This window comes from Methanosarcina sp. 1.H.T.1A.1 (assembly GCF_000979295.1).
Classification (GTDB): domain Archaea; phylum Halobacteriota; class Methanosarcinia; order Methanosarcinales; family Methanosarcinaceae; genus Methanosarcina.
The window spans coordinates 1-25,183 of sequence record NZ_JJQY01000095.1; the positions used below are offsets into that span (position 1 = coordinate 1).

The 25,183-nt window shown below is 45.3% G+C and carries 22 protein-coding genes, 1 tRNA gene and 2 pseudogenes; 9 read left to right on the top strand and 16 right to left on the bottom strand.

The annotated features are described in order from the left end of the window. Positions 1–259 precede the first annotated feature (259 nt). The 10 genes from EO95_RS09850 to EO95_RS09895 form a co-directional block, all read right to left on the bottom strand. On the bottom strand, positions 260–661 hold the full coding sequence (locus EO95_RS09850) for an Lrp/AsnC family transcriptional regulator (RefSeq protein ID WP_200895030.1): 402 nt from the start codon (positions 659–661) through the stop codon (positions 260–262). Positions 662–700: 39 nt separating this feature from the next. After that, entirely contained in the window at positions 701–925 is a 225-nt protein-coding gene (locus tag EO95_RS09855; RefSeq protein ID WP_048134347.1) for an LSM domain-containing protein, read from the bottom strand. A gap of 561 nt (positions 926–1,486) precedes the next feature. Next, positions 1,487–1,807, bottom strand: a complete 321-nt coding sequence (locus tag EO95_RS09860) for an AcrB/AcrD/AcrF family protein (RefSeq protein ID WP_327037153.1) — start codon at positions 1,805–1,807, stop codon at positions 1,487–1,489. Between the two features lie 11 nt (positions 1,808–1,818). After that, positions 1,819–2,124: a hypothetical protein gene (locus tag EO95_RS09865; protein WP_052733562.1), complete on the bottom strand. Its 306-nt coding sequence runs from the start codon at positions 2,122–2,124 to the stop codon at positions 1,819–1,821. After that, on the bottom strand, positions 2,108–3,529 hold the full coding sequence (locus EO95_RS09870; RefSeq protein WP_048134348.1) for an APC family permease: 1,422 nt from the start codon (positions 3,527–3,529) through the stop codon (positions 2,108–2,110). The genes EO95_RS09865 and EO95_RS09870 overlap by 17 nt, the downstream gene beginning before the upstream one ends. A 52-nt stretch (positions 3,530–3,581) precedes the next feature. Next, positions 3,582–3,770 carry a hypothetical protein gene (locus EO95_RS17625; RefSeq protein ID WP_048141236.1) on the bottom strand — a complete coding sequence of 63 codons (189 nt, stop codon included), beginning with the start codon at positions 3,768–3,770 and terminating at the stop codon, positions 3,582–3,584. Positions 3,771–4,413: 643 nt separating this feature from the next. Beyond that, positions 4,414–4,812, bottom strand: coding sequence for a DUF3467 domain-containing protein (locus tag EO95_RS09880; protein WP_048134353.1), 399 nt, complete (start codon positions 4,810–4,812; stop codon positions 4,414–4,416). Positions 4,813–4,989: 177 nt separating this feature from the next. Continuing rightward, on the bottom strand, positions 4,990–7,470 hold the full coding sequence (locus EO95_RS09885; RefSeq protein ID WP_048134355.1) for a DUF5814 domain-containing protein: 2,481 nt from the start codon (positions 7,468–7,470) through the stop codon (positions 4,990–4,992). 574 nt (positions 7,471–8,044) lie between these two features. Then, on the bottom strand, positions 8,045–8,821 hold the full coding sequence (mtnP, locus tag EO95_RS09890; RefSeq protein WP_048134357.1) for an S-methyl-5'-thioadenosine phosphorylase: 777 nt from the start codon (positions 8,819–8,821) through the stop codon (positions 8,045–8,047). Between the two features lie 69 nt (positions 8,822–8,890). Continuing rightward, positions 8,891–10,027, bottom strand: coding sequence for a DUF373 family protein (locus EO95_RS09895; protein ID WP_048134358.1), 1,137 nt, complete (start codon positions 10,025–10,027; stop codon positions 8,891–8,893). Between the two features lie 508 nt (positions 10,028–10,535). Between EO95_RS09895 and EO95_RS09900 the strand changes: the two genes are divergently transcribed. Further along, entirely contained in the window at positions 10,536–10,856 is a 321-nt protein-coding gene (locus EO95_RS09900; protein WP_048134360.1) for a hypothetical protein, read from the top strand. Between the two features lie 180 nt (positions 10,857–11,036). On the opposite strand, the gene EO95_RS09905 is transcribed toward EO95_RS09900, so the two are convergent. From EO95_RS09905 to EO95_RS09930, 6 genes are all read right to left on the bottom strand, one after another. Continuing rightward, positions 11,037–11,399, bottom strand: coding sequence for a hypothetical protein (locus EO95_RS09905; RefSeq protein ID WP_048134362.1), 363 nt, complete (start codon positions 11,397–11,399; stop codon positions 11,037–11,039). Continuing rightward, positions 11,396–12,676, bottom strand: a complete 1,281-nt coding sequence (gene iscB, locus EO95_RS09910) for an RNA-guided endonuclease IscB (RefSeq protein ID WP_048134365.1) — start codon at positions 12,674–12,676, stop codon at positions 11,396–11,398. Before iscB ends, EO95_RS09905 begins: the two co-directional genes overlap by 4 nt. A gap of 389 nt (positions 12,677–13,065) precedes the next feature. Continuing rightward, positions 13,066–15,768 carry a DNA mismatch repair protein MutS gene (mutS, locus tag EO95_RS09915; protein WP_048134367.1) on the bottom strand — a complete coding sequence of 901 codons (2,703 nt, stop codon included), beginning with the start codon at positions 15,766–15,768 and terminating at the stop codon, positions 13,066–13,068. A gap of 705 nt (positions 15,769–16,473) precedes the next feature. Then, the gene (locus tag EO95_RS09920) at positions 16,474–16,710 is read right to left on the bottom strand and encodes a hypothetical protein (protein WP_048134368.1); all 237 of its coding nucleotides are present in this window, start codon (positions 16,708–16,710) and stop codon (positions 16,474–16,476) included. Positions 16,711–16,786: 76 nt separating this feature from the next. Further along, positions 16,787–16,864, bottom strand: a tRNA-Pro gene (locus EO95_RS09925). 160 nt (positions 16,865–17,024) lie between these two features. Next, entirely contained in the window at positions 17,025–17,585 is a 561-nt protein-coding gene (locus tag EO95_RS09930; RefSeq protein WP_156164036.1) for a CDP-alcohol phosphatidyltransferase family protein, read from the bottom strand. A 309-nt stretch (positions 17,586–17,894) separates the two neighbouring features. Between EO95_RS09930 and EO95_RS09935 the strand changes: the two genes are divergently transcribed. From EO95_RS09935 to EO95_RS18265, 8 genes and pseudogenes are all read left to right on the top strand, one after another. Then, positions 17,895–19,043: a (Fe-S)-binding protein gene (locus EO95_RS09935; RefSeq protein ID WP_048134373.1), complete on the top strand. Its 1,149-nt coding sequence runs from the start codon at positions 17,895–17,897 to the stop codon at positions 19,041–19,043. 994 nt (positions 19,044–20,037) lie between these two features. After that, positions 20,038–20,679, top strand: a complete 642-nt coding sequence (gene mtbC / locus EO95_RS09940) for a dimethylamine corrinoid protein MtbC (RefSeq protein WP_048134375.1) — start codon at positions 20,038–20,040, stop codon at positions 20,677–20,679. A gap of 24 nt (positions 20,680–20,703) precedes the next feature. After that, positions 20,704–22,191: pseudogene (mttB, locus tag EO95_RS09945) on the top strand ([trimethylamine--corrinoid protein] Co-methyltransferase). A gap of 32 nt (positions 22,192–22,223) precedes the next feature. Continuing rightward, positions 22,224–22,874, top strand: coding sequence for a B12-binding domain-containing protein (locus EO95_RS09955; RefSeq protein WP_048134381.1), 651 nt, complete (start codon positions 22,224–22,226; stop codon positions 22,872–22,874). Positions 22,875–23,359: 485 nt separating this feature from the next. Then, a complete protein-coding gene (locus EO95_RS09960; protein WP_200895031.1) occupies positions 23,360–24,421 on the top strand; it encodes a DMT family transporter in 1,062 nt (353 codons plus the stop codon). 1 nt (position 24,422) lies between these two features. Further along, positions 24,423–24,719 carry a hypothetical protein gene (locus EO95_RS09965; RefSeq protein WP_048134382.1) on the top strand — a complete coding sequence of 99 codons (297 nt, stop codon included), beginning with the start codon at positions 24,423–24,425 and terminating at the stop codon, positions 24,717–24,719. 20 nt (positions 24,720–24,739) lie between these two features. After that, on the top strand, positions 24,740–24,889 hold the full coding sequence (locus tag EO95_RS18035; protein ID WP_200895032.1) for a hypothetical protein: 150 nt from the start codon (positions 24,740–24,742) through the stop codon (positions 24,887–24,889). A gap of 60 nt (positions 24,890–24,949) precedes the next feature. Beyond that, positions 24,950–25,183 (top strand): annotated as a pseudogene (locus EO95_RS18265) ([dimethylamine--corrinoid protein] Co-methyltransferase); the annotation flags it as partial.

Here is a 25,183-nt window from a genome sequence, read left to right on the forward strand (position 1 = left end):
GATCTACACCTCTCTATTCGTCGGCAGCGTCAGATGTGTATAAGAGACAGGACTACACTACCGGAGCACTTTGGTTGTACTTAAGTGAGTTTTATTTCCCTTATTGAAGGGGGATCTTCAATAAGGGGCTCTCTTATAAATAGTTATCTATTGCGGATAGCTTCTGAGGAGGTATTAGTTAAGATCTTACCAGATCTTTTTAGACCTTTCAGGTTTCTTTAGACTTTACCAAAGTTTTTTATTGATCTCAACTTTTCTTTCAGATCTCTTCTCCGATTTCGTCATCATCTTCGATATCCATGTCTTCTTCGGCTTCTCCAGGTTCCTCAGCATTTTCTACCATAAGGTTTTCGATCCATTCGCTGAGTCTTCCGCAGTACTCGGGCTCGCAATCCCCGGTACAACCAGTACAGGCTGAAAACAGGTCCCTGGAGAGCAGAAGGTCGTATTTCTCTTTAACCTCCTCTTTTGCTTTCAGGAGGTATGTCCTTGCTCCGTTTGAGACTCCCACCTCACGGATAATCAGGTCCTTGTCCAGAAGCTTTTTTATGATTCTGGAGCATTTCCTGCTGTCGATATCCAGCTCTTTCCAGATAACATTCTGGAAAACGCCGTCTTTATGTCTTCTTATTATATTGTATGCTTCGTCTTCAAGATCCATGCCTGCTTCCACACTAATGAGGTTCCTTCTTCAGACGTTTCAGTCTTCGACAGGAGTGATCAGTATGATATTATTGCCTCGAAGCACTACAGAACCAAGGGAGCGGACTTTTTCCCCTCTTACTATCTCCATTGTATCCACAAGATGAAGATTCATATAGTCGTCCACACTCTTCAGAGTGCCTTCAAGCAAATTAAGGTCGCCTTTCATTTCTACCTGGATCCTTGATCCAACGATTTTCTGAACTTTTTTATTTGGGAACAAAATTAAACCCTCGCTGATTTATTATGGATTTTCGGTTCCCCGTACTCCCGGGTTCCTGCTTCTCTTATTCCAAAGCCGGCGCAGGGCAAATTGTGTCAGGGCTGTATACGCATTTACAATAAGCCTGCTGCCTTTATCAGCTGCTTCCTGCCAGCAACTGAAAAACCATTCCGAATCGTCACTCCACCGGCTCTTAAGAAAACTGAAATTACATACCCTTTTCAGAGATATATAACCATCGATCTCTAGAACTATTATAAAAGCCTTTCAATCCTGAGATCTGCATGCAGGGTTTCCAATTTTTATGTGGTAAAAATAAATAAAAATTCTAAATATCACCTGATTTTAACCAGAATCAAAAAAAACAAAACAAAACAAAACAAAACAAAAACAAAATAAAATAAAATAAAATAAAATAATATAAAATAAAAAATAAGATAAAAAATGAAACTAAAAAGAAGGTCTGCCGGATGTATCTTGTGGCAGACCCTAACTATCCAGAGCCCGGATTTAGGGATTAAGATTTTTCTGCAGGCTCAGAATTAAGATTTTTTGCAGGCATCAAACCCTGTAATTCCTCACCGAATGGAAGAGGATGAAGGCAAAAAAGCCTACAATAACAAGCATGAGCCCAAAGTAACCTACCGGGTCCCAGACAAAGCCTATCCCGGCTCCGCCTTCTTCCCAGGAAACCAGGACTGCACCCTGCAGGGTTGTAGGGACCACAAGGCAGACAAAGGCCAGCACGAAGATGAAGGCTATGTCAAGGACCTGCATGAGCAGGCTCCTTTCTTTGTTGTTTGCCTTTCTGCTTGCACCACTTCTACTTGAACTACTTCTACTTGCACAATTATTATTTGCACTCTTTTTATTTGCGCTCATGAAATGCCTCCTCAGTCATAATAGCGGAATTCGTGCATGTGCTGCTTTATAGATTGGCGGACTTTCAGGCAGCCTACGGTCTCTATGAAAAACATCAGGCCCACGAAGAGCAGGTAAACAGGGATAAGCCCTGAGAACTCCAGGAGCACGGGCTTTGTTGCCGAAAAGACCGAGTAGACCAGGAAAAGCTGCACCCCGTAAAGGAGGGAAAGCATAAGCGCAATCAGGGCCGAGTCCATGTTTAGCTTGCTTTTGTACCTGGCATTCAGGGATGTATTGCCTGCTGAACTAACGTTCTTATTACCTGCTGCACTCAATACCGTTCACCTCCTTTATGTGCTGGCTGCCTGCTGTTTCGGGATCTGGCCAGCCAAGTTCACTCCAGATTGGCTCGTTTCCTGAGCTTTTCTTGCGCTTGGAAGAAAAGTAAAAGTACGCAATTGTGTAGAAAAGGAGCCCGAAGAGCAGGTTATACTTGTAACCCCAGAAAAGGGTTGACATTATCAGCAGGGCAATCCCGATTGCAAAGTATGCAATATAGGGTTGAAGCGGGCCTGCAAAGGGCCTTACCTTGCTTGTGTTTGTAGGGAAGAGCTTCCTGAAGCGGATCAGAGAGAAGGGGATCAGCACGTAACAGAGCAGGCCCGATATGATGGAAAAGGTGATGACCTGGTCCAGGTAACCGCTGAAAGCAAAGGCTACGGCAATAGGGGCTGTAAAGATCACTGCCCTGTAAGGGGTGCTGTACTTCGGGTGCACCGCGGCAAACCAGGGGGAAACGTATTCGTCCCTTGAGAGGGCATACCAGGAGCGTGAGGCATCACAAACGCATCCGTTGGCGCTGGCGATACAGGTCAGGAAGGTCCCAAGGCCGAGAAGGGCTATAAAGATGAAAATCCCGCCGTTCTGGGCAGCTTCAAAGAGTGGGTATACCGAAACACCAAGCGTATCTGTGGGGATCAGCATGGAGCAAAGGAAAATTGTCATTGCCGCACCTACAAGCAGGGTGATCATTCCGGCCTGCTGGCCCAGAGGTACAGCCCTTGAGGGGTGTTTGCATTCCTCGGCGCACATTGCCGCACCTTCTATTCCTAAGAAGAACCAGGGCCCAAACTGAAGAGCTGCAAAAAGCCCGATAAGCCCGTTTGGCATAGCTCCTTCAAGCAGGTATCCTGGATGGGTCTCAACCACTCCAAAGGCAGTTGCAAAGAAGAAGGCAATGATTGCAAAGAAAGCCAGCATTGTAAGGGCGAAGTTAAGGGTAAGAGCTCCAACGACTCCGCGATAGTTGATAAAGGTCAAAAGTGCAATCACAAGCAAAGTTACGGGAAAAACCTGAAGCTGAGGAAAAATTTCGGTTGCGATGAAAGCAACAACAATCGCATCTGCGGCTTCAAGGGCGATAAATTCCATGTATACTGCAAGCCCCACAATCGCCGCAGCCCCCGGGCCGACAAAAAGCCTTGCCCAGTCATAAGGCCCTCCTGCAAGCTTTGTTGCCGAGCCTAACTCACTTGCACAGAGGGAGATTATAGTGTACATGGTACCTGCCACAAGCATTGCAAAAAGAGACCCTAAAACACCTCCTTTTGCGATGGTGAAGTTCCAGCCCATGTACTCCCCTACAAGCACGATGCCTACGCCAAGAGCCCAGACATGGTATGGCCTGAGGGTTTTTACAAGGCCTCCGGCATGTGAGGCATCTGAATTCGATTCTGCCATTTTTTTATACCTCCGTTTTCAAAAATCCAGTCTATATCTCGAAAATACAAAATCATTTTTTGGAAACCTTGCTCGCATCTAACAAAACCCAGCCGAATAGGGCAAAGGCCATGAGGTAGATCAAGCCGTTTACAAGCGTCCAGATATCCATGGATGTGCTCCGTATTTTTTTAATAGTGTGTTCCGACAGATTCTCCATGACGTTTTTCAGAACAGTAACCCCTGGAAGAGGCAGATACACACTTATTTTGCCATTTTTGGTCCAACATTTATTTTTGCCATTATTATAAATGCTAGAAACGTACGAAACATCCATATGTTTAAACTTTACGCCCGGAGATTTATATAAATGGTACATTATATAATTGATGTACAGAACCTCATAAATATAAGCAAAATATATATACAAATATTGAAAATAGCTATCTTTTTAGCACAAAGTATAAATACAATATTAAATTGAAAAAATGCCGGATTTGGGAAATTTGAGCTTTGCAAGCATTCAATTTTTGATTCCTGGCTACTTGTAATTTTTCAAGTAGTCTGACAGGGTTACATTGCAATATTTCTTGAAGCTCAGGAAAAACAATCCATTGGTTTTCCATCTTATTTCTAACGGATGTCCATCAGCTGTTCATAATGTGTCCATCGGTTACCCATCGGTTACCCATCGGTTGCCTACCGTTGTCGCAAAAATTATAACCTGAACATTCCTCAATTTTCCAGAAAAAGCATCCGAAGGATGAATGTGCAAATCTATCCTCAGAATTCTTGAGAGAGCCTCTCAATTAAGAGGCTCAAACTTCAAGTTTCCTTTAAAACTTAATTTTAAGCTTCATTTTAGCTTCAGCCAGTGAGCTTTAATAAAATACTTTCTCCCGGATTCAGATATAACCCTGGATCTCCGTGCTGTCTTCAACAGGTTTTATATTTTCTTTCTTGGGCCGGGGGATCGCTCTTGCAATGGGACCGAAAACGGATTCGTATTCATTAATGTGCTGGGTAAGCCAGCGGTTCAGTTCAAGGGCAGCAACCGGCGAGAGTATAACTTCGGCTTCAACGCGCCTTTCGATAACCCTGGATTCGGAGGCATCCCCGAACATCTTGGGGGTATCGTTGTAAAAACCGATCCTGAAATCGTAAGGGCTATGCCCGCCTGCAGCTCCTATTGCATATATCTGCCGGAAGTCTTCAGGCTTTACAAACTCTATTGTAATACTCTTTTTCCCTTTTTTGGAAGCTGCGCTTTCAATATTTTCCCTGGATTCGACATCTTCGGCCATAAAAATTACCTCTGTGCTTTGCTCTCGCGAGAGCCCGGGTATCCGAGCTCTGGTTTTTGCCAGTTATTCATATACTGGCAGATTATTCCTTGTAAGTTATTTTTCCCGGTGTGAATAGGAATATTTACCTCTTCATCACTTATAAATCACTTGTCTGCAAAAACTTTTACGATTTGTTCAGCCCTGGACTTTCTTCTTAAGCTTCTTTGCTTCTTCTGCGACTCCCTTTTTCGAATGGACTCTTGCGATCAGTTCCACAGCATCAAGGTTGCGTACCGCACTGTCCAGATATCCGAAAACATCGCCCTGGTATGCGGAAATGCCGTACTTATCCTCAAGTATCTTAATTATCTGGGAAGGGTCCATACCTTCCATACGCAGCCGGATAATCTTCTCCGAAAACTTCTGTTCTGCGCATCCGCAGTAAGGTGAGTCTCTGCACGTGCAGGTCAAAAAATCCGAGGCAAAGTTCAGCATAAGTACCCTTATTTTTTGATCCAGATGGGACAGAGATTCACCGTCAAAGACAATATCAAGGGCTGCTCCTTGAAAAACCCTCGAAGGCATGTTCACGTGCAGAGAGCTTCCGATCTGGTTTGAATATTTGAAGTATGCAGCATCAAAAAACTCCAGATTGGTTGCAATTTTAATGGGACTATTCCCCTCAAGCACAGCATCTCGAATCAGGAAAGCTTTGGAAACCGGAAGGAAATGGGCTGCAATAATTTTTCCGAATAAAGTAAGTGTTACTTTATTTCCCTTTTTCTCAAGGAATCTATAGCTCTGGAGACGGGAAACCAGTTTATTCAGGTCAAAGCCCCCAAACATAAGGGAATGGATATTCCTTAAGTCCTGAACCGAAGAGGTAACAGCAACTGAAGCAAGGACCTCTTCAAGCTGTTCGGCTTCCCCGTACTCGACTCCTGCAGAGAGCATCTCACCCTGCAGTAACTTGATTGCAACCTCTTCTTCAGTATCGGACTGTGAGCTTGAATAGGACTTCCCTGGCACGGGCATGAGCACGATAATACCCCGATCGTGATAATCAGGTCTGCCTGCCCTTCCGCTCATCTGCAAGAAGTCCTGGACCGAAATCCAGTCTATACCCATTGCAAGGGATTCGAATATAACCTGGGAAGCCGGAAAATCCACTCCAGCTGCAAGGGCAGCAGTGGTCACGACTACCGGAAGCTCCCCTTTTGCAAAATGGGTTTCCACTTTTTTTCTTTCATACTGCGAAAGCCCTGCATGGTAAGGAGAAGCCTGGATTGAAAGAGATCCTGCAAGCTTATGGCAGTTTCTCCTTGAATTCGTAAAGACTATTGTCTGTCCCCTGTGCTTTTTCGAAGAGGACATTGAATACTCTTCTTTTGCAAGCTGGGAAATCAGTTTTGACTTTTCGTTTTCCTGGCAGAAAAGGAGGTGCCTGTCAAGGGGAACAGGCCTGTGTTCATAGCGGATAAGCTGGGCTCCGAGTTTCTTTGCATAGGCTTCGGGGTTTGCAACGGTTGCTGAGAGGTAGATGAACTGGGCTTCAGGTGTCGCATAACGAAGCCTTCCTATAAGCCCGTCCAGCCTGTGTCCCCTTTCCTGGTCTTCGAGTATATGTACCTCATCTATAACAACAGTCCCGATTTTGCCAAGAAAATCAGCATTTCCTGAGCGGAGCATGTGGTCTACGCCTTCATAGGTTCCCACAATTATGTCCGCATTCGGGCTTGTCCGCATTTTCACGCGCTGAGAGGTCTTTATGAGAATTGCACCAATTTTAATGGAGGTTGTAAGCCCGAGCTTTGAATAGCGTTCCGTGAACTGGTCGTACTTCTGGTTTGCAAGAGCTACAAGGGGAACCAGGTAGAGCATTTTCCCTTTTTTATCCATCAGGTTCTGAATACCTGCCATTTCCCCAATCAGAGTTTTCCCGGTTGCGGTTGCAGAAACCACAAACTGGTTTTTTCCTTCCAGAAGCCCGGATTCTACAGACAATGCCTGCACGGGAAGCAGGGTCTCGGATTTCTGGAGAAGCAATTCTTTGAACTTTTTTGCAAGGGGGAGGTTCTTTACCCTGAAAGTGGATTCGGAGGGGTTTGTCCTGATAGTATCATAACGTGTGAATTCGGGGTCCAGCCTCTCAGGGCTCAGCATACGGATTGTCCTGTCAAGGTCTCTTGTTTTGTGAAGAACCTGCTCAAGGAAATCAACTGATTTTTCCCCGTACGGTGCTCCTGCTGAACGGACTGCCCGAAGCAATTCTTCTTTTGCACAGTCTTCACAGATGAGCTCATCGTGGTACTTGATGGACTTGCTGTTTACAAAGTTAAAACGTTTATTGATCCAGCAGTGTTTGCAGATCTTTACCCTATCAGAACTGAGTTGAAAGCCCTTGAGCATTTCAAGAAAAGCCTCTTCATTTGCAGGGTCCCCTCCTTCGTTGAGCATAATCCTGTTTGCACTGCGCAAAAGCTCTATGAACTGCTGGGGAGGAATGAATTCCTCATTTTTTTTGCCGGTAAGAAGCCGGATTTTATGAGGTCGTGGACCTTTATAACTGTCCTTTATATGGAGCTCAGCCATGGAAAGCGGCTGTTTCATACGGTCCTTTATGGTCATCACTACAATTTTTGATTTTTCAGCATAGCTTAGGACCCATAGCGTCATTGTTTATCCTGATATGTGAATGGTATAAGTAAGCTTCCTTTCGGAGGTCGAAAAATGATAGTACTCTGCTGTCTTGCCGTCTTTATCCAGTAATACCGCAGCATCGCCTGTGAAAATTAGGGTAAAAAATGAGGTTACGTTTTTCAGTAACTCTTCCAGAGTATAAACATTTTTTAGGGCACACCACCTGATTTTTCCTATAGTGTATGCCTTCCTGAGTACTTTTTTCAGAGTATCTCCTTAGTATCTCCGTATATAGTATTTATCGTATTTATATTTTATTACTTTCTTATTATATAAGAATCGTTTTGGTTTGTTTTATGGCAACAAAAACTCCTTATTTTCAGAACACCGGATCTTCGGTTGAGCTAGCATACAGGTTCAGCTGAACCTGAAATTAAGCTGGATAAAGAAATCGGGTTAAATAGAGAAGTTTAGTTGAGCAGCAGCCTGGTTGAATAAAAAGGTGGTAAGAGGGGGCTGAAGAGAGAGTTTTATATTTTCAGTTGCTACTTTCTTTCAGTTGCTACTTTCTTTCAGTTGCTACTTTCCTCACACACCCTTTATATAAATTTTAAAGGCAGGCTCCTTCCTTTGCAAACCTGCACATGCAGCTCTGAACCTCGGGAATTTTTCCGATAGCATCCGAGAGAATTTCGAAGATTGAGTCCTGAGCCTTCCCAACAACTTCTGTGACTTCATCTGCTGTTAATTTCTGCGTGGTCATCCCACATGCCTGGTTTGTAACGATGGCAAGGGAAGCGTAACAGAGGCTGAGTTCCTTTGCAAGGACGACTTCCGGCACACCAGTCATGCCAACGACATCTGCAAACTGGCTCATCATTCGAATTTCAGCCCGGGTCTCAAAGCGGGGACCTTCAGTACAGGCATAAATTCCCTCGGTATAGGAAAGTCCCTGTTTTCCCAGGGCAGACTTAATGGCTGCCTTTATTTCAGGGCAATAGGGCTCAGTAACATCAACGTGGACAGTTTTATCGTCATAAAAGGAAGAGGGCCTGCTGCGGGTAAAATCAATGAAATCGTCAAGCACGACAAAACTGCCCACGGGATGCCCTCGCATTGACCCGACCGAGTTTGTGGATATTACGCGTTTTACTCCGAGGGAGTGTACGGCCCAGATATTTGCCCTGTAGTTAACTCTATGCGGCGGGATATGAATTTCTTCGGCATGCCTGGGAATTATTGCAACGCGTTTTCCTTTTATGCTGGTTAGATATGCGGTAACCTCTCCATAGGGGGTTTTCACCAACTGGCTTTCGCAGTCTCTGTATGAGCTGAAACCCACACCTCCAAGCACTGCAATCTCTGCAATTTCAGCTGCCTTCTCCATTTTTATATCTCCTTTTCCGCGTTTTAATAGTGAACGTATTAATTTTCAACTGATTTGTTTCTCCGAAGTTCATGCGCTTTTTTTATTTCTTCTTCCTCTCACTCTCTTCTCGCTTTCCGGAGTCTGGTTTGACAGGGAATACTTTATCCCTGCAAGTGCAATGAGGATTGCAATTGCAATCGAATATACGAAGTACTGCAGCGCAAGGGAAGGATCGCTTAAGACCCCGTCCGATATGGAGGCTACTGCCAGGATGTATGTGCTTGCCCCCCAGAAAAGAAGGCCGGTTGCGATCACGAAGAGGGAGAGGGAGACACTTCTATATATGGGCCTGCCATCCATCCTGAGATCGAAAATTTTTCCCATGTCCGCAAGCAGGAGGGCTGCTGCATACCACCAGACAGATACATTGATGAAGACCGAAATAAGAGTCAAGGTGCCGTGATACCAGACCCCTTCTGCGGAGTAGAGTTTCCATACCTCCATAGCTCCGTATACAGTGGCTACAAGGCTGGTAAGCAGGGCAGCAGTGTAGCTGATGAAGACCATTCTCTGCTCAAGGAAAGCATCCCAGAGCCTTTCTTTTTCGAGGGCAACAATATCATCGAGCCCAAAGCCCCTGTACAGCATGTAAAGCCCGACAGCTGCAAGAATTCCCACAACTGCCCCTTCGGGGTAGCGGGCAAGCAGGAAGATGGCATAAATCAGAAAAGCAAGACCTATAGGTACAAAAAAAGTCTGAGAAATCTTGGGGTCACTGAAGGCGTGTTTGAGGATATAATATGTGCTTTCCAGATTTTCACTCTGCATAACGACAATACGTTTTACGGAGTCAATTTTCATTCTGGACTGCACAATAGGGACAAGAGTTTCATCCTCTGCCCCATCCGAGACAAAAACGGCTCTTTGCACTTCGTTCATCTGGAGATAAAGTTCGAGCTGTTCGGCGATCTTCTGGTCTGAGATCACGCCGACATTCTTATCACCTGCAAAAGAGACGATCTCAGCGTCAACTCCTTTTGCCCGAAGCTCATCAAGGATCCGGATCCCTCCGAAAATCGTATTTGTGTCCGAATCTTCAGGGTCGGCAATCCCGAGTGCAACTGCTGCCTGAACATTTGCCTCCCTCCCTACGATGGGAGTTCCCATTTTTGCTTTTTCGCCCAGGTCGTTATCCCTGTCTATGCATATAACTAAGGTCTGCATGTCTCCTCTATCATTTTTATGGAGATATTCTGTCCCGGAGATCCAGTTATCTACTGAAAAAGGTATCTTATCAGGTTTCCGATTTATCAGCTTACAGAGGATGCATTACAGGAGCCGTTTTTTATACTCGCCGGATCCTTTCCCCTTCTTTCCGGTAATTTATTCCTGACCTGATACACTCTTTGAATTTGTTGAACTTCCTTACTCTTTACAAGTATACTATTTCAATTGATGGTTTATATAGTGAACTGCGCACACAAGCTACTTGAAGTTCTGTAAAATGGGCAGACCCTTTTACATGGTATGAACTCTATATATATTTTATCTTCGTTTTATAAATTTCGGCTGCTGGTATCTTACATGATAACTATTCTTTTACAAATCCCGAAAAAACCTTCACTTTCAAGGATAGTGTTATAATTCTGGATGCCGATATATAAGTGTTTAAAAACAGGCTCTCTCCAGGAGAGAAATCTATTCTTATTATTGAACATTTAAAGGGGTTTATATGGCAAAAGCAATTGAGACTGAAACAAAAGAAACCGGAGCCGGTAAAAAAGGTTTCAATATTCAGGAAAAAATTGGAAAGCTAGGGGATGATATTGATAGCCTTGCAAAAAAGACTGGGGACGAAGCCTCAAAACTTTCAAAGAATATCAATGGAGAAATTAAGTCCCTATCCGGGGAAATTAGGTCTATTGACGTAAAGGACGAGGTAAAAAGCATTACTAGTAGAGTCGAAAAGCTGGTTGATTCGACCGGAGACAGTGCGAAAAAGCTTGCCTCGGAGATCAAGGCAGATATCAAAAAGTTAATGGATAAAATTTAAGGATAATTTAAAAGAAAAAAATAGAAACAAATGAGATCGAGGATGAGGAAGCGGAGGTCTTCTTCGTCTTTATTCTCTTTCTTTATTCTCTTTCTTTATCCTCTTTCTTTATTGTCTTTCTTATTTTCGTTTCTGGCTTTTTCAAGGATTCAGCATCCACTAATTTAGTTTGAATTCCAGTTAGTATCGGATTCCCTGCGCATAGATCGCATCGACAACCTCGCCTTCGGTCACTGTGACTGTCACTGTAGCTGTATCGATTACAGCCGGATCTTTTTCAGAAATCAGATCAAACTTGTAGACGAACTGCCAGCACGAGGTACAGTTGAGAGTTCTGGTTTCAATAAAAACCGGTTCGGTCAGATTGTAGGTTTTGTAAGAGTCAAGGTCTCTTACATAATCCTCAGCTATCTGCTGACTCTCTCCTTTCGAGGTTTCATTTAATCCATCATTGTTATTGTCAGTTCTTTCGGTACAGCCGGATATGGTTACAGAAATACAGAAAACTATCAGAAGCAGGGGGAAAATAAAACGGATTTTCATAAACCCTCAGCAGGAAACCCCTGAGTCTTTAGCTCAGGGGAGGAATGCGTAAACTTCCCCGTCCTGCTCTGTTGAATTAATGTACTTGTCCTGGCCCTCAATCGTTCACAAATTTTCTTCACGTTAACACTATCTGAGATTTTGTTTCCAAACATATCCGAAATAGCAAAGAATCCGGAAGACCTTTTGCCTTTGACAAACCCAATTCCCTTACTCGTTTTTACAAGATCGAATTTTCTCAGGTTGAACAGTTTCCCCGTAGGTATTTTCTTTTCGGATCTTTTTCCTGTCCTTTGCTGGTAATCCCCCTTGCTAACGTTTCTTTTTAAAAAAACAGACTCTTCTACCTCTACTTTCTGGTCGTCCCTGCAACAAATAGCAACAGCATCAAAGTAATGTGTTTTTAACAGCTTCAAGACCTGCTCTCTCCTGTACTTGGTTTCGTACCCGAAAGTCTCTGCAAAATTCCAACCTGATTTCCGGATTTGGGATTTGATAATGCCTACTTCTGTTGCATGTTTTGTTTTTGACTTTTTCCCTGAAAGCTTGAATTCTCCATTGTGCAGGGCTTTGTGACAGGTTTCACAGAGCATTATCAGGTTTTCCGGTGCATCTGTTCCCTTTTGTGACCTGAAAACGATATGATGGCAATGCAGCCTGGAATCCTTTGACTTTCCCCTGCAGTGCTGGCAGGTGTAGCCGTCCCTGTCCAGAACGTAAGCTTTGATATTGTAGAACCCTTTAAGGTCCCCTTCCTGATATCCGATCCCGGAAACTTCCGGATTTGTTATTTTGTGAATATCAAAGGAAGCAAGTTCTACCTTCCACTCGGTTACAGGAAGCAGGGATTCCACAAACCTCTTTTCCCGGAAATGAGCTTCAAGTTTGCTTCGGATAGAAGGAGCCAATCTTCCTTCTTTCTTTGAATTTCCCCGGTTATCAAATCTTGCGGGTCTATACCTTGTCTTCCGACTTCTCCGGCTTCTCCGGTACATCTTCCGTTGTTCCATCTTTTTCGAAACGTTTTCTCTCAGGTAGATTTCGGACTGATACAACACTTTTCCGTTAGCAATGGCTGCACAGCCCACTACCTTAGAGCCGGTATCCATCCCTGCAGTCACAGGTTGAGTATAGCCACTGCTTCTGAAAAGTAACTTGATTGTGAATGGCGTATTTCGGACCACTTTTGCTTTGCCTGCTTGCAGTAGCTTTCTGGCTTTTGAGGGTTTGCAGGGCATCAGTGGTTTTTTGTTTTGATTGATTACGAAAACTAACATATAGTTTTCCTCCGAAGAGTTATGCGTATCCGAATTGTGGAGTCAATTCAGGAATCCGTCCTCCTCTCGATCTGATATGGAAAGGTTTAACGATGCAAGCACTGTCCCTACCTCTCAGGACTGTTTAACCGGCATCCTTAGAGCCTTAAACTGAGGCGACATTCAAGGGTAACTATGCATTCTTTCCTATCGTTTACCGATTTTCCGTTGCTCCTAATCGGTGATCTGGTCAACCAGGGCTTGTTAGACAAGCCCCTGAGTCTTTAGCTCAGGGGTAGTTGACCTGTTTTTCACTTTTCCTTTCATTTGCCCTTCATCCGTTCTTCTCTGATCCCTTGCTCTATTAAAGTGAGTAATAAGGTGAGTAATCTCTTAGCCCATTTCTCTTTTTAACCAAGCAGTTTTTTCAGCTCATGGAGTTTGTTCATGGCTTCTATTGGCGTCATCTCATCCACGTTCAGCTTTTTCAGGGCTGCTTCCACAGGGCTCAACCCTTTTGCCCTTTCCGGATTCCCATTGCTGCTTCCGGGGTCGAAAAGCATCATCTGAGTATAGCGTGCACTTGCTTTGCTTTTCCTCTTTTTCCCGTTTTCGCTATCCTCTGCTTCTTCAAACACGTTTTCCTTTTCAAGTTCCTTAAGGATCTCGTTTGCCCTTTCGATCACCTTTTCCGGGACTCCGGCAAGCCTTGCAACCTGGATACCGTAACTCCTATCTGTTGCTCCGGGAACGATTTTCCGCAGGAAAACCAACTCGTGGCCATCTTCTTTTACTGCAATATGGTAGTTTTTGACCCGCTTTAATTTCTCTTCAAGGGCTGTAAGCTGGTGATAATGGGTCGCAAAAAGAGCCCTGACCCCAACCTTTCCCCTGTTGTGCAGGAACTCCACAACTGCTTTTGCGATGCTGTATCCGTCATATGTGCTCGTCCCCCTGCCTATTTCGTCAAGCAGTACAAGACTTCGGGGACTTGCGTTATTCAGAATATTTGCAAGCTCCACCATCTCAACCATAAAAGTGCTCTGCCCGCTTGCAAGGTCGTCAAAAGCCCCTATCCTTGTAAAGACCTGGTCAATCATTCCTATGGATGTATGGGATGCCGGAACAAAGGAGCCTGCCTGAGCCATAATTGCAATAAGGGCGGTCTGGCGCATGTAGGTGGACTTTCCTGCCATATTCGGGCCTGTAACAAGCAAAAACTGGTTCTCCTTGCAGTCCATTTCGGTATCATTGGGTACAAAGCCTCCTGATACGGTACTTTCGACTACGGGGTGCCGCCCGTCCCTGATAAGGATCTTGCAGTCTTCGGTGAGCTGCGGCCGTGTATAGTTGTTGTTTTCTGCAACTTCGGCAAGGTCTGCAAGGACATCAAGAGTCCCCAGTCTTTCTGCGGTTTCCTGGAGTTCCCTTGAATGCGCTGAAAGGGCCTGTGTGAGTTCAGTGAAGATTTCGTATTCCAGAGCTACTGCTTTTTCATTTGCTGTCAGGATCAGGCTTTCTTTTTCTTTAAGTTCCGGCGTAAAGAAACGCTCTGCATTTGACATGGTCTGTTTTCTTATATAGTCATCAGGCACCTGGCTGCTGTTTGCATTGGTAACCTCGATATAATAACCAAAGACCTTATTGTATCCGACTTTCAGGGACTTGATTCCGCTTCTCTCTTTCTCCTTCTGCTGAAAAGCCGCAATCCACTGTTTGCTGTTGCTTGCAATATCCCGGAGTTCGTCAAGTTCCGGACTGTACCCGGACTTTATCATTCCGCCATCTCTAACGGTTACAGGAGGCTCTTCAACAATTGCTTTTTCAATCATTTCAGTCAGGTTTTCCAGTTCCGAAAAGGCTGCAAGCCCTTCTGCAATCTCTTTTAATATTTCTGGCCCGGCTTTTTCCAGCAGGCAGTCCCGGATAGAAGGTACGACGTCCATGGACTTTTTCAGGGCTACGAGGTCCCTTGCGCTGGCATTTCCGTATACTATCCTTCCTACCAGGCGTTCGATATCTCTTACGTCTGAGAGCCAGTCCCTTATATCATAGCGGAGCAGAGAGTCTTCTGCCAGTTCTTCTACGGCATCCAGCCTGTGGTTTATATTTTCTACGGAAAGAAGGGGCTTTAAAAGCCATTTTTTCAGGATACGGCTTCCCATAGGTGTCCGTGTGCAGTTCAGGGTCCGATAGAGGGAGTTTTCGTCTCCTCCTTCCCTCACGTTTTTCACGATTTCGAGGTTGCGCAGGGTAATCGAATCCAGGACCATGAACTCGGTGTTTGAGTAGGTCCTGAGGGTATTGATATGGGCAAGGTCCCTCATCTGGGTAGTCTTTGCATACTCAAGGGCAGCCCAGACGGAGTAAACTGCAAACTCCAGCTTTTCGCAGCCCATGCCCTCGAGGGTTGCGACCCCTAAATGAGCTTTCAGGTTTTCTCCGGCTTCCTCGGGTCCGAAAATCTCGGGAGCAAATTCCTGCACAATTGTCTGGTCCCTTAACCTGGCTACTAGATCTGAATTCCCGTACAGGGACGGGGGAAGGATGCATTCTGCAGGGTGCATGCGGGCAAGTTCGCTAAGTAATTTCTCAAAGCTGTCCGAGTCCGTAAACTGGGTTGTAAGGAACTCCCCTGTAGATATATCGAGGAAGGAGATCCCGAATTCGATTTCTTTTTCCCCGTTTTTTCCGGATTTTCCGATCTCCCTTCCTGCAACTGCCATGAGGTAATTGTTTGAGGCATCCGAAAACATTGAGGAGTCTATTGCTGTTCCCGGGGTGACCACCCTGACAACTCCCCGCTTCACAACCCCCTTTGCTTGCTTCGGGTCTTCGAGCTGTTCACAGATTGCTACCTTGTACCCCTTATTTATTAGCCTGGGCAGGTAGGTGTCAATTGCATGGTAGGGAATTCCTGCAAGCGGCATTTTCTCCCCAGTTTTGTCTTTCCCCCGTGCAGTCAGGGTAATTTCAAGTTCTTTCGCAATGGTTTTTGCGTCTTCCCCAAAGGATTCGTAGAAGTCTCCCATCCTGAAGAAGATAAGGGCGTCAGGGTATGCCTGCTTGGCTTCGTAGTACTGGCGCATTGCAGGGGTCATCATTTCTGTCATTTTTCAACTCACTGTAAGCCTTGATCGTTAATATCTACAGTTAATATCTAAATCTGGAACGGGGATATATGAATAAGCGGCTGTTTCAGCTAAGCAGCATGGTTCTTTTCCGCATGTCAGTTTGAGTCATTTTGAATATTATTTTGAATATCATTTTGAACATCAGTTTGAATATCAGGTTAAAATACTATGTCTTTATCTTGAATCATGCTTCTTATATATAATTTAACAATTCGGTATTGTAAGCCTTATTAAAGGAGGAATTGCCCTGAACCGGGAAAAATTAGTTGAAGTCTGTCCTGTCTGCGGGAATGCGGATATCTATTATGAGGTTGGCGGGTATGCAGGTGCAGTCTACCACTGCAAGGAATGCGGGTATGTCGGAGCTTTCGTTGTTGAGGCTAATGAGGAAATGATTGAGAAAATCAAGGAGAAGTATAAGCGGGAAAAGGGGAAGGAAGAGGAATAAAACCTATTATGATTTTTGGGGCGTGGTTAATCGGCTGATATTGTTCCGGGGTGACCTTACTCGCATCTGCATGTCTGTCTTATCCCGTACTCCGGCGCGACTGGAACCGGTGGGCTTCAAGTAAAATAAATGCGTAAATCTCAACTTCACGGGGAAAATAGAGTGTCAAAATATTTAGTAGTGGACGATCAGCCTGTCTAATTGACTGATTTAAATGTATAAAATGTATAACTTTTTTACGTTTTATCTGGCATATGCATGTCTTTTAGCTTTCCTATCCTTTCGTCCTTTGTATGCAGCAGATCATAAATTGCCTGTATCCGAGTTTTCAAGTCTTCTTTTTTCTTCGAAAAGCCGCCTGCTTCGCAGTCGTTGAGAGCCCGGAGCCCAAAAACAAATTCAAAAACGTGGTCATAGCCTTTTAAAAATTCTCTTAAAAACGACGAACGGAGCTGAAAATAGGAATTAAGCAATAAAACAGGTGTTGTAAAAACGTGTAATGAAAAATCCAATAAAACATGTAAAAAAGTCTAAGGTTGAATAAGAGTTTGGTGGGGCCGCTGAGATTCGAACTCAGGTCGCAAGACCCCCAGCCTTGCAGGATGGACCAAGCTACCCTACGGCCCCGCAGAGTATTTATGTTTTTCAGACGGCAACGGTCCTATGCTTGCTTGCCATCATCCAACTATTGTAATCAAACATGTAGTATAAATGTATATCGGTTGGGAGGAGCCAGCAGGGGATGTTCTTTAATTTTTTTATTTGTTCGGATCTCCGGATTTTGGCTTCAGGGTTTCTGAAATTCGGATTCGGGAAGCTTACTCAGGATACTTTTTGCCCGCAGAACCCTCTGGATGATGGTGATGTGGGAGAAGATGGCTATCAGCACAAGAGCCCAGCCAAGAAGGCCTAAAAGGGCGCCTAAAGCAAGGATGAGCATCCTTTCCGTGCGTTCGGCAATTCCTATAGACAGCTTCCGACAGCCTGCGGACTCTGCCCGGGCGCGGGTGTAGCTCACCAGAAAAGAACCTATAAGGGCAAAGCCAGCCCAGAGCCAGACTTCTATCCCGAGGACGGGGGTAAAGCCAAGTCTGCCGTAAATCGCCCCGGCCATTATTCCAAGAAACATCAGCCCGTCGGAATAGCGGTCGCAGACCGAGTCCAGCACTCCTCCGAAAGGAGTGGTCCTGCCTTTTGCTCTTGCGACTCCGCCGTCAAGGATATCAAAAACCCCGCTGAAGAGAATCAGGAGCCCTCCTTCAAAAGGTTTGCCAAGGGCGAATGCAGCTCCTGCAACCACGCTTACTGCAAAACCCAGCAGGGTAAGGGTGTTTGGGGAGAGGGGTATTGAACGGGCAAACGGAATTACCAGCTTTCTTGTGCTGTTTTTCAGGTCTTCGAATATTTCAATCCCTTCCTTTTATCTGGTTATTCCTTTTATCTGACTATTCCTTTTTATCTGGCTATTCCTTTTATCTGACTATTAATAGTGCATATCTGGATATTAGTCTTATCTTTTTTCTAAATATTTCGGGCTTCAGGGATGGAATTCTCCAGAAAGAGGTTTTAAGGACCGCTAAGTTTTAAGGATCGCTATATTTTTAGGATCGCTATAATAATGAAGTCGCATGAGTTTAAAATGATGTGGAGTTAAAATATGAATGTAGTGGAAAAACACAGGGAAAAATGTACGCAATGCGGACAGTGCCTTGAGGTCTGCCCTCGATATGATGACCTCAGTTTGCTTGACCTACTTTACGGGTATCTGGACGGGATTACTGGAATTGATCCTGCTTCCCTGCTGCGCTGCCTGACCTGCGGGCTTTGTGCCGAAGCCTGTCCCGAAGGGCTTGGGCTCAAGATGCTTATTTCTCCTGCCCGGCAGAAATGGGTAAGTGAAAACGGTCTCACGGACAGGCAGACTATGGCGGACCCTGAGGCTGAAAATAATATCTTCAAAAAGGTTGGTGAAATGGATGAGATTCCTGCGTACATAGACAGTCCTGGCCCTGTCGTGTATTTCCCGGGATGCGCCGGCACCTATATTAACAAAAATATGGCACAGGCTGTTGTTGCCCTTCTGGAAAAGGCGGGGGTCGATTACACTGTCCTGAGCGGGCTTGAATACTGCTGCGGCGCAGTATCTGCAGGTGCCGGAAACCCGGGTCCCATCCACAGGCATGGGCAGCAAAATATCGATGAGGTCAGGAAAAGAGGGGCAAAAATCCTTCTTACATCTTGCCCCGGCTGCTTTAAGGCTTTTAAGGAAATCTATCCAAAAATGTTCGGGGAAATGGACTTTGAGGTGTTACATGTCTCTCAGTACCTGGAACGCCTTTTAAAAGAAGGTAAACTTACTCCGGAAACCACCCTCAAACACAGGGTATTTTACCACGACCCCTGCCATCTGACTCGGGGCATGGGCGTCTACAGGGAAGCAAGAAACGTGCTTGAAAATATCCCCGGCACCGAGCTTGCAAATAAAACTCCTGAAGGTTCGGCTTGCTGCGGTTTTGGTGGAGGCGTAAGGGTCAATTATCCTTCCGAGTCTATTTCTGTAGCTTCTGATCGTTTTCGGGCTGCCGAAAAACTGGGCTGCGGCATAATCATTACCAACTGCGGGGGCTGTATGCAGAACCTTGTCGAAGCCGGAAAGGATGAGAAAATAAAGATCTTTGACCTCGCCGAATACCTTTCCCTTGCTTGTGGAGTAAACATACCGCGGGAAGATCAGAAACTGCTTGAGCTTGTAAACAGAGCTTACAGCTTATGTATTTCTGGTTATAAAGAACCAGATTTATCATAAATTCTCTTTGTGATCCCCTCTATAACTCTCCCGTTTCTATTTTTCTCTTCTTTTTTCTTTTTTCGCCTTGCCTTCTATTTTATCCTCTTCACTTCTTGCACTTCACGTCTAAGGTTATGCTTTTTTCCATCGTCCCACTTTCTCCCATTTCTTATTTTATGTTCAGAATGTTTTATTCTATGTTCAGAATGTTTTTTTTTCTCCGGGGCTGCTAGCATTTTAGATATCTATTCTTTTCCTGTGGGCACGAAATTGTAACGAAATTCTGACTCAGAAAAATATCTGATATATAAGATTTTCTCTTTTTTCCTGTTTTCTGACCTGAATTCCATTCTGACTCCGGAAAAGAGAAAAAACGATGTTCTAAAAAAGAATTAATTGATCGTCAATCAACTATTTAACTTAAAGTTCTGATGCTAAACAGCATCAGTATCCTTTATATCTTCTTATGCTCTGCATACTTAATTATTGTACTTTTTTAATATTTTTCCATATTTCTTCCCTATTTACTTTACTTTTCCTTCTCTCACGTCCCTCCAAAAGTCCATTTTTAATGTTTCATATTTATATTTTTCGTTTGATCTTCTCTGATTCTCTCCCAAATACTTCCTTCAAAATGTTTTAACCAAAACTTATTTATATAACTCTCATTTTTGGCATGTATTTTTTAACAAAATATTTATACCAGTAAATTGAACTTTATTCTGGAGACATTTGTAAAGATGAGTACACAGACGGGATTTAAAATGGCACCAAAAATACTCCCTCTGCTAAACTACTCATGAACCCCAATCAGGACAATCATGAATCCTTCATGATTTCGCAGTTTTGCTTGTGGTAATCATGGTTTCCCACCCATGGTGATCATGAGTTACTTCTCGTGCATCTCATGACTCATAGAGCTTGAGCTTGCATCCCAAATTATCATGATTATTCATGTTAATTTCGGGTCGAGACGTCTCCATAGTTCAAAAACTAAAACGGAGGATGCAACATTAGCCAAGAAGAATTACTTCAGGAACTTGCAGGCGCTGTAATCACCTGTAAAAAGGATGCAGTACTCGCTGCCGTTGAAAAGGCAAAAGGAGAACTGGACCCCGCATTAATTATTGAAAAAGGGCTTGCCGCAGGCATGAATGAAGTGGGTGTCCTCTTTGAGAGAGGCAAACTTTTCTTACCCCACGTGATGATGGCTGCCGACGCAATGACCGCCGGAGTCGCAGCTCTTAAGGACCTTATGCCTGAAGGCGCTTCCAGCGCAAAAGTGGCCGTCATTGTGAACGGTACTGTAGAAGGCGACGTCCATGACATCGGCAAATCCATCGTGTCCACAATGCTCCAGTCTGCTGGTTTTGAAGTGCACGACATCGGCCGCGATGTTCCTGTCATGAACTTTATCCAGAAGGCAAAGGAAGTCAATGCTGATATGATCGGGCTTTCTGCTCTTATGACCACAACTCTTCCTGGACAGAAACAAGTTATCGAACTCCTCAAGGAAGAAGGTATGAGAGAAAAAGTAAAGGTCATGATCGGAGGCGCACCCGCAACCCAGGCATGGGCTGACAAGATCGGTGCAGACTGTTACGCAGAAAACGCAAGTGAAGCCGTTGCTAAGGCAAAAGAACTGCTCGTTTAAATCTTTTTTATCGGAGGTTACAAAATGGCAAAATGTAATGCAGTTGCAGGATTCAACGCACTTAACGGTGTGGAATTAAACCTTTTTACGAACGACGAACTTAAGGCAATTCACTACGCCTCAATGGAAATCCTGATGGACCCCGGTGTCCAGGTCTCTGACCCGGAAGCCAGGCAGATCTTCAAGGAAAATGGCTGTGAAGTTGACGAAAAGACTCAGATTGTAAAGATCCCTGAATATCTCGTAAGAAGAGCTCTTCAGCTCGCTCCCTCCAGGTTTGTCCTCTGGGGCCGCGACAAGAAGCACAACACTGTACAGGAATCCGGCGGAAAGGTTCACTGGACCTGCTTCGGTACCGGTGTAAAGGTTTGCAAGTATCAGGATGGCAAGTACGTAACCGTTGACTCTGTTGAGCAGGACATTGCAGACATTGCAAAGCTCTGTGACTGGGCAGAAAACATCGACTACTTCTCTCTCCCGGTCTCTGCAAGGGATATTGCAGGCCAGGGTGCCCAGGACGTTCACGAGACCTTCACCCCTCTTACTAACACCGCAAAACACTTCCACCACATTGACCCAGTCGGCGAAAATGTCGAATACTACTGGGACATCGCAAAGGCCTACTACGGCGGCGACGAAGAAGAAACAAGGAAAAAGCCTCTTTTCTCCATGCTGCTCTGCCCGACCAGCCCACTCGAGCTCAGTGTCAACGCTTGCCAGGTCATCATTAAGGGTGCCCGCCTCGGTATCCCTGTAAACGTCCTGAGTATGGCAATGTCCGGTGGTTCTGCTCCTGTATACCTTGCAGGAACCCTTGTTACCCACAACGCCGAAGTACTCTCAGGTATCACTCTCGCTCAGCTCACAGTACCCGGAACCAAAGTCTGGTACGGAAGTTCCACCACCACCTTCGACCTGAAGAAGGGTACTGCGCCCGTCGGATCTCCCGAACTCGGCCTGATCAGCGCATCTGTCGCAAAGCTCGCCCAGTTCTATGGCCTCCCCGCATTCGTGGCAGGCACCTAGTCTGATGCAAAGGTCCCGGACGACCAGGCTGGACACGAGAAGACCATGACCTGCCTCCTTCCCTCCCTCGCAGGGGCTAACACCCTCTACGGCGCCGGGATGCTTGAGCTTGGTATGACTTTCTCCATGGAACAGCTCGTTATTGACAACGATATCATCAAGATGACCAAGAAGGCCCTTATGGGAGTCCCTGTCACTGAGGAAACACTCGCAGTAGAGTCTATCCAGAAAGTAGGCATCGGAAACAACTTCCTCGCCCTCAAACAGACCAGGCAGCTTGTGAACTACCCCTCCGACCCAATGCTCATCGACAGGCGTATGTTCGGTGACTGGGCAGCAGCCGGTTCAAAGGACCTTGCAACCGCTGCACACGAAAAGGTCGTAGACGTTCTCAAGAACCACGTAGTTAAACCAATCGACGCAGACATCCTCAAGGACATGAAGGCAGTTGTCGACAGGGCTGACAAGGCTTTCAGAGGCATTTAATTACAATATCAGGATATTCAGGAGATCTAAAAATGGCAAGCACAGAAGCAATCATTGCAAAAGCAAAAGACGCAATCACCGATTTTGACGACGAACTCGCAGCAGAAGTTGCAGAAGAAGCTCTTGCAGCAGGTGTTGACCCTGTAGAGCTCATTGAGAAGGGCTTTACCGCAGGCATGCTGGAAGTAGGAGAACAGTTCGAACAGGGTACTCTCTTCCTCCCCCATGTACTTGCAGCCGCCGAGGCAATGAACGCAGGTATTGAAGTCATCAAGCCGGAAATGGATAGGCGTAAATCCCAGACTGCAAACCTTGGAACCGTTGTAATCGGAACCATCGAAGGTGACATCCACTCCATTGGAAAGGACATCGTTGCCTCCATGCTCAACATTGCAGGCTTCAAAGTTGTGGACCTCGGAAGAGACGTCCCAATCAGTGCCTTTGTTGAAAAGGTAAAGGAACTCAAACCCCAGATTGTTGCATCCTCCGCTCTTATGACCACCACCATGGTCAACCAGATCCAGATCGAAGAACAGCTCAAAGAAGCAGGTGTTCGCGACCAGGTAAAGACCATGGTCGGTGGAGCTCCATGCACACAGGACTGGGCAGACAAGATTGGCGCAGACATCTACGGTGAAAGTGCCACCGATGTCGTCAGTAAGGTAAAAGCAGCCTTACTCTAAAAGCTCAATAAGCAGAAAATGCAGAAGATCTAATCGAATGCATTTTCTGCCCAATTTTATTTTGTACAGTTTTTGCGAAACCGATAGCTGAGGGTATAAACAAAAAAATTCTTTCATATCTGGTCATACTCACGAGCTACATTAACCATAGAAAAGACTGCGTAGAAGCCTGCTCAGTGTTTAGACTACGGCAATACTAAGGCAAACTTCAAAGCTGCTGATAATTGTTTAAAATGGCAACTTAAGGCAATTGTCAAAAAGCCTGATAACTGCAGTAAAACGGGATAAAAATGGCAATTATAACTGTAGTTAATTATATTTGTAGTACGCCGAAAACTGTAGTCTCTACATTAAATATAAAAGTTAATCTAGTTCCCTTAAATGTAAATGCCCTTAGATAAGGGTTCGCAAGCTGTACTTTCAGACTGTGGAATAGGGTTGGGACGGACTCATGCCCTGAGGGAATTCCATAGTGCTTCTGAAAAATGGAGGGATTTTCCGTGGATTTAAAATCTTTAAAAAAACAGGAAAGCAAACGAAAAATCAGTAAAGGGTACATGTGGGCCCTTTTCTGTGCTGTATTCTGGGGTATCTGGTATCTTCCAGGGACTGTTGTGTGGGTGCTTAACCCATTCGATGAGATGTACAGCGCTATTGCCGAAACCGGAGGCGACGGCTCAGCTCTTATTGTAACTGCCGTGCTGATTACGGCCTTTAATGCACTTACGGTCATGCTAGCGCTCATGCTCTGGAATGGAGTGCTTGGTAAATACGGGGAACTTGTCCGGACAGTGAAAGAATTCAACCCGTGTTCCAAGTGGTTCTTCCTTGCCTCGATTTTCGGAGGCCCTATGGCAATCCTCGGTTCGTTCATTGCTATGGGCTTTATAGGCGGAGCATTTGCAGCTGTTGCAGCTCTTCTTTACCCTGTGGTGGGCTCTGTTCTTGCTTACTACTGGTACGGGGAAAAGATCTCCAAGAGAGCGGCAATCGGTATAGGAGTCATCATTTTAGGAGGCATCACGATCTTCGGAGGCGGGCTTCTGACTGAGCTTTCCTCAGGCAACGTCCAGTGGATCGGATACCTTGGAGGTTTGATGGCTGCTGCCGGCTGGGGCATTGAAGGTGCAATCGCAGGAAAAGGTCTCGACATTTCCGAGCCGGACGTGGGGCTGACCCTCAGGTTCGTAGGAGAAAACATTATCTGGTGGATCATTGTTGTTCCAGTGCTTGCAATTCTCGGTTACCCGATGTATTCCTTTGCACTCCAGGCCTTTGAACCCCTGACCCTGCTAGTCTTGATTTTCGCAGGGATTACCTTTGGTTTCTGTTATGTCTGCTGGTACAAGTCCTTCCCGCTTATCGGGGTCGGAAGAGGGCAGGGTATTGGAAACCTCTACGGTCTGTTTGCTATCATCTTCATTTTCCTCTTCTTCGGAGATGTCCCGCAGTGGTCTATCCTTGTCGGAGGCACTCTCTGTGTTATTGGTAGTTTCACTATGATTACGGAAGACACAAGTGCGCTTGAAACTCTGAGAGGTGAGTGAAGTGAGCGGAAACCGGCCTATCAAATTCAGGATTCTGGAGATTTTACTGGATGGAAAAGAACGATGGAACTATGAAATCGTTTCAAAGATCCAGGACGAGTACGACATGAGGAGCAATTTCCACAGGGACAGCATCAATTTCGACATCCTCGAACTGGCATCCGGAGGGATGCTGAAGGACGTGGAGCAGAAAGTCGATGAAGATGGGATCTACAAGAAAGGTTTCCTCCTGCACAGGTACGTGATCACCGACTTCGGAAAATCCCGCGGCTCTGATGCCTGCCTGAGATATGTGTAATCTTTAACGGAGGTTAAAACATGACACAAACAGCAGCGGCTCTGGAAGCTTACAATGCGTACTGGGCAAATTCCTTCATCCCCGCCGGGGACATTATGTGGATGGTTCTCATCCTGGTCCTGGCGTCAATTGCCCTCTGGCAGGCAAGGACCTTCGTGTCCAAGTTCTGAACCCCATAGAATACAGCTTTCCATATCTAATATTGAATACACAATAAAATGGTGATATAAATGGCAACTGAATATGCTTTGAGGATGGGAGACGGTAAACGTATCTTCCTTACCAAAGAAAAGATTGTTGAGGAGATTGAGGCAGGTACGGCTAACGCCGCTGACCTCGGTGAGATTCCTGTCCTCAGTGGTGATGAACTTGAAAAGCTTGCAGAAATTCTGATGATGCCCGGAAAGGCAGTCAGTGTTGAGCAGGGCATGGAAGTTCCTGTAACCCACGATATCGGTACCCTC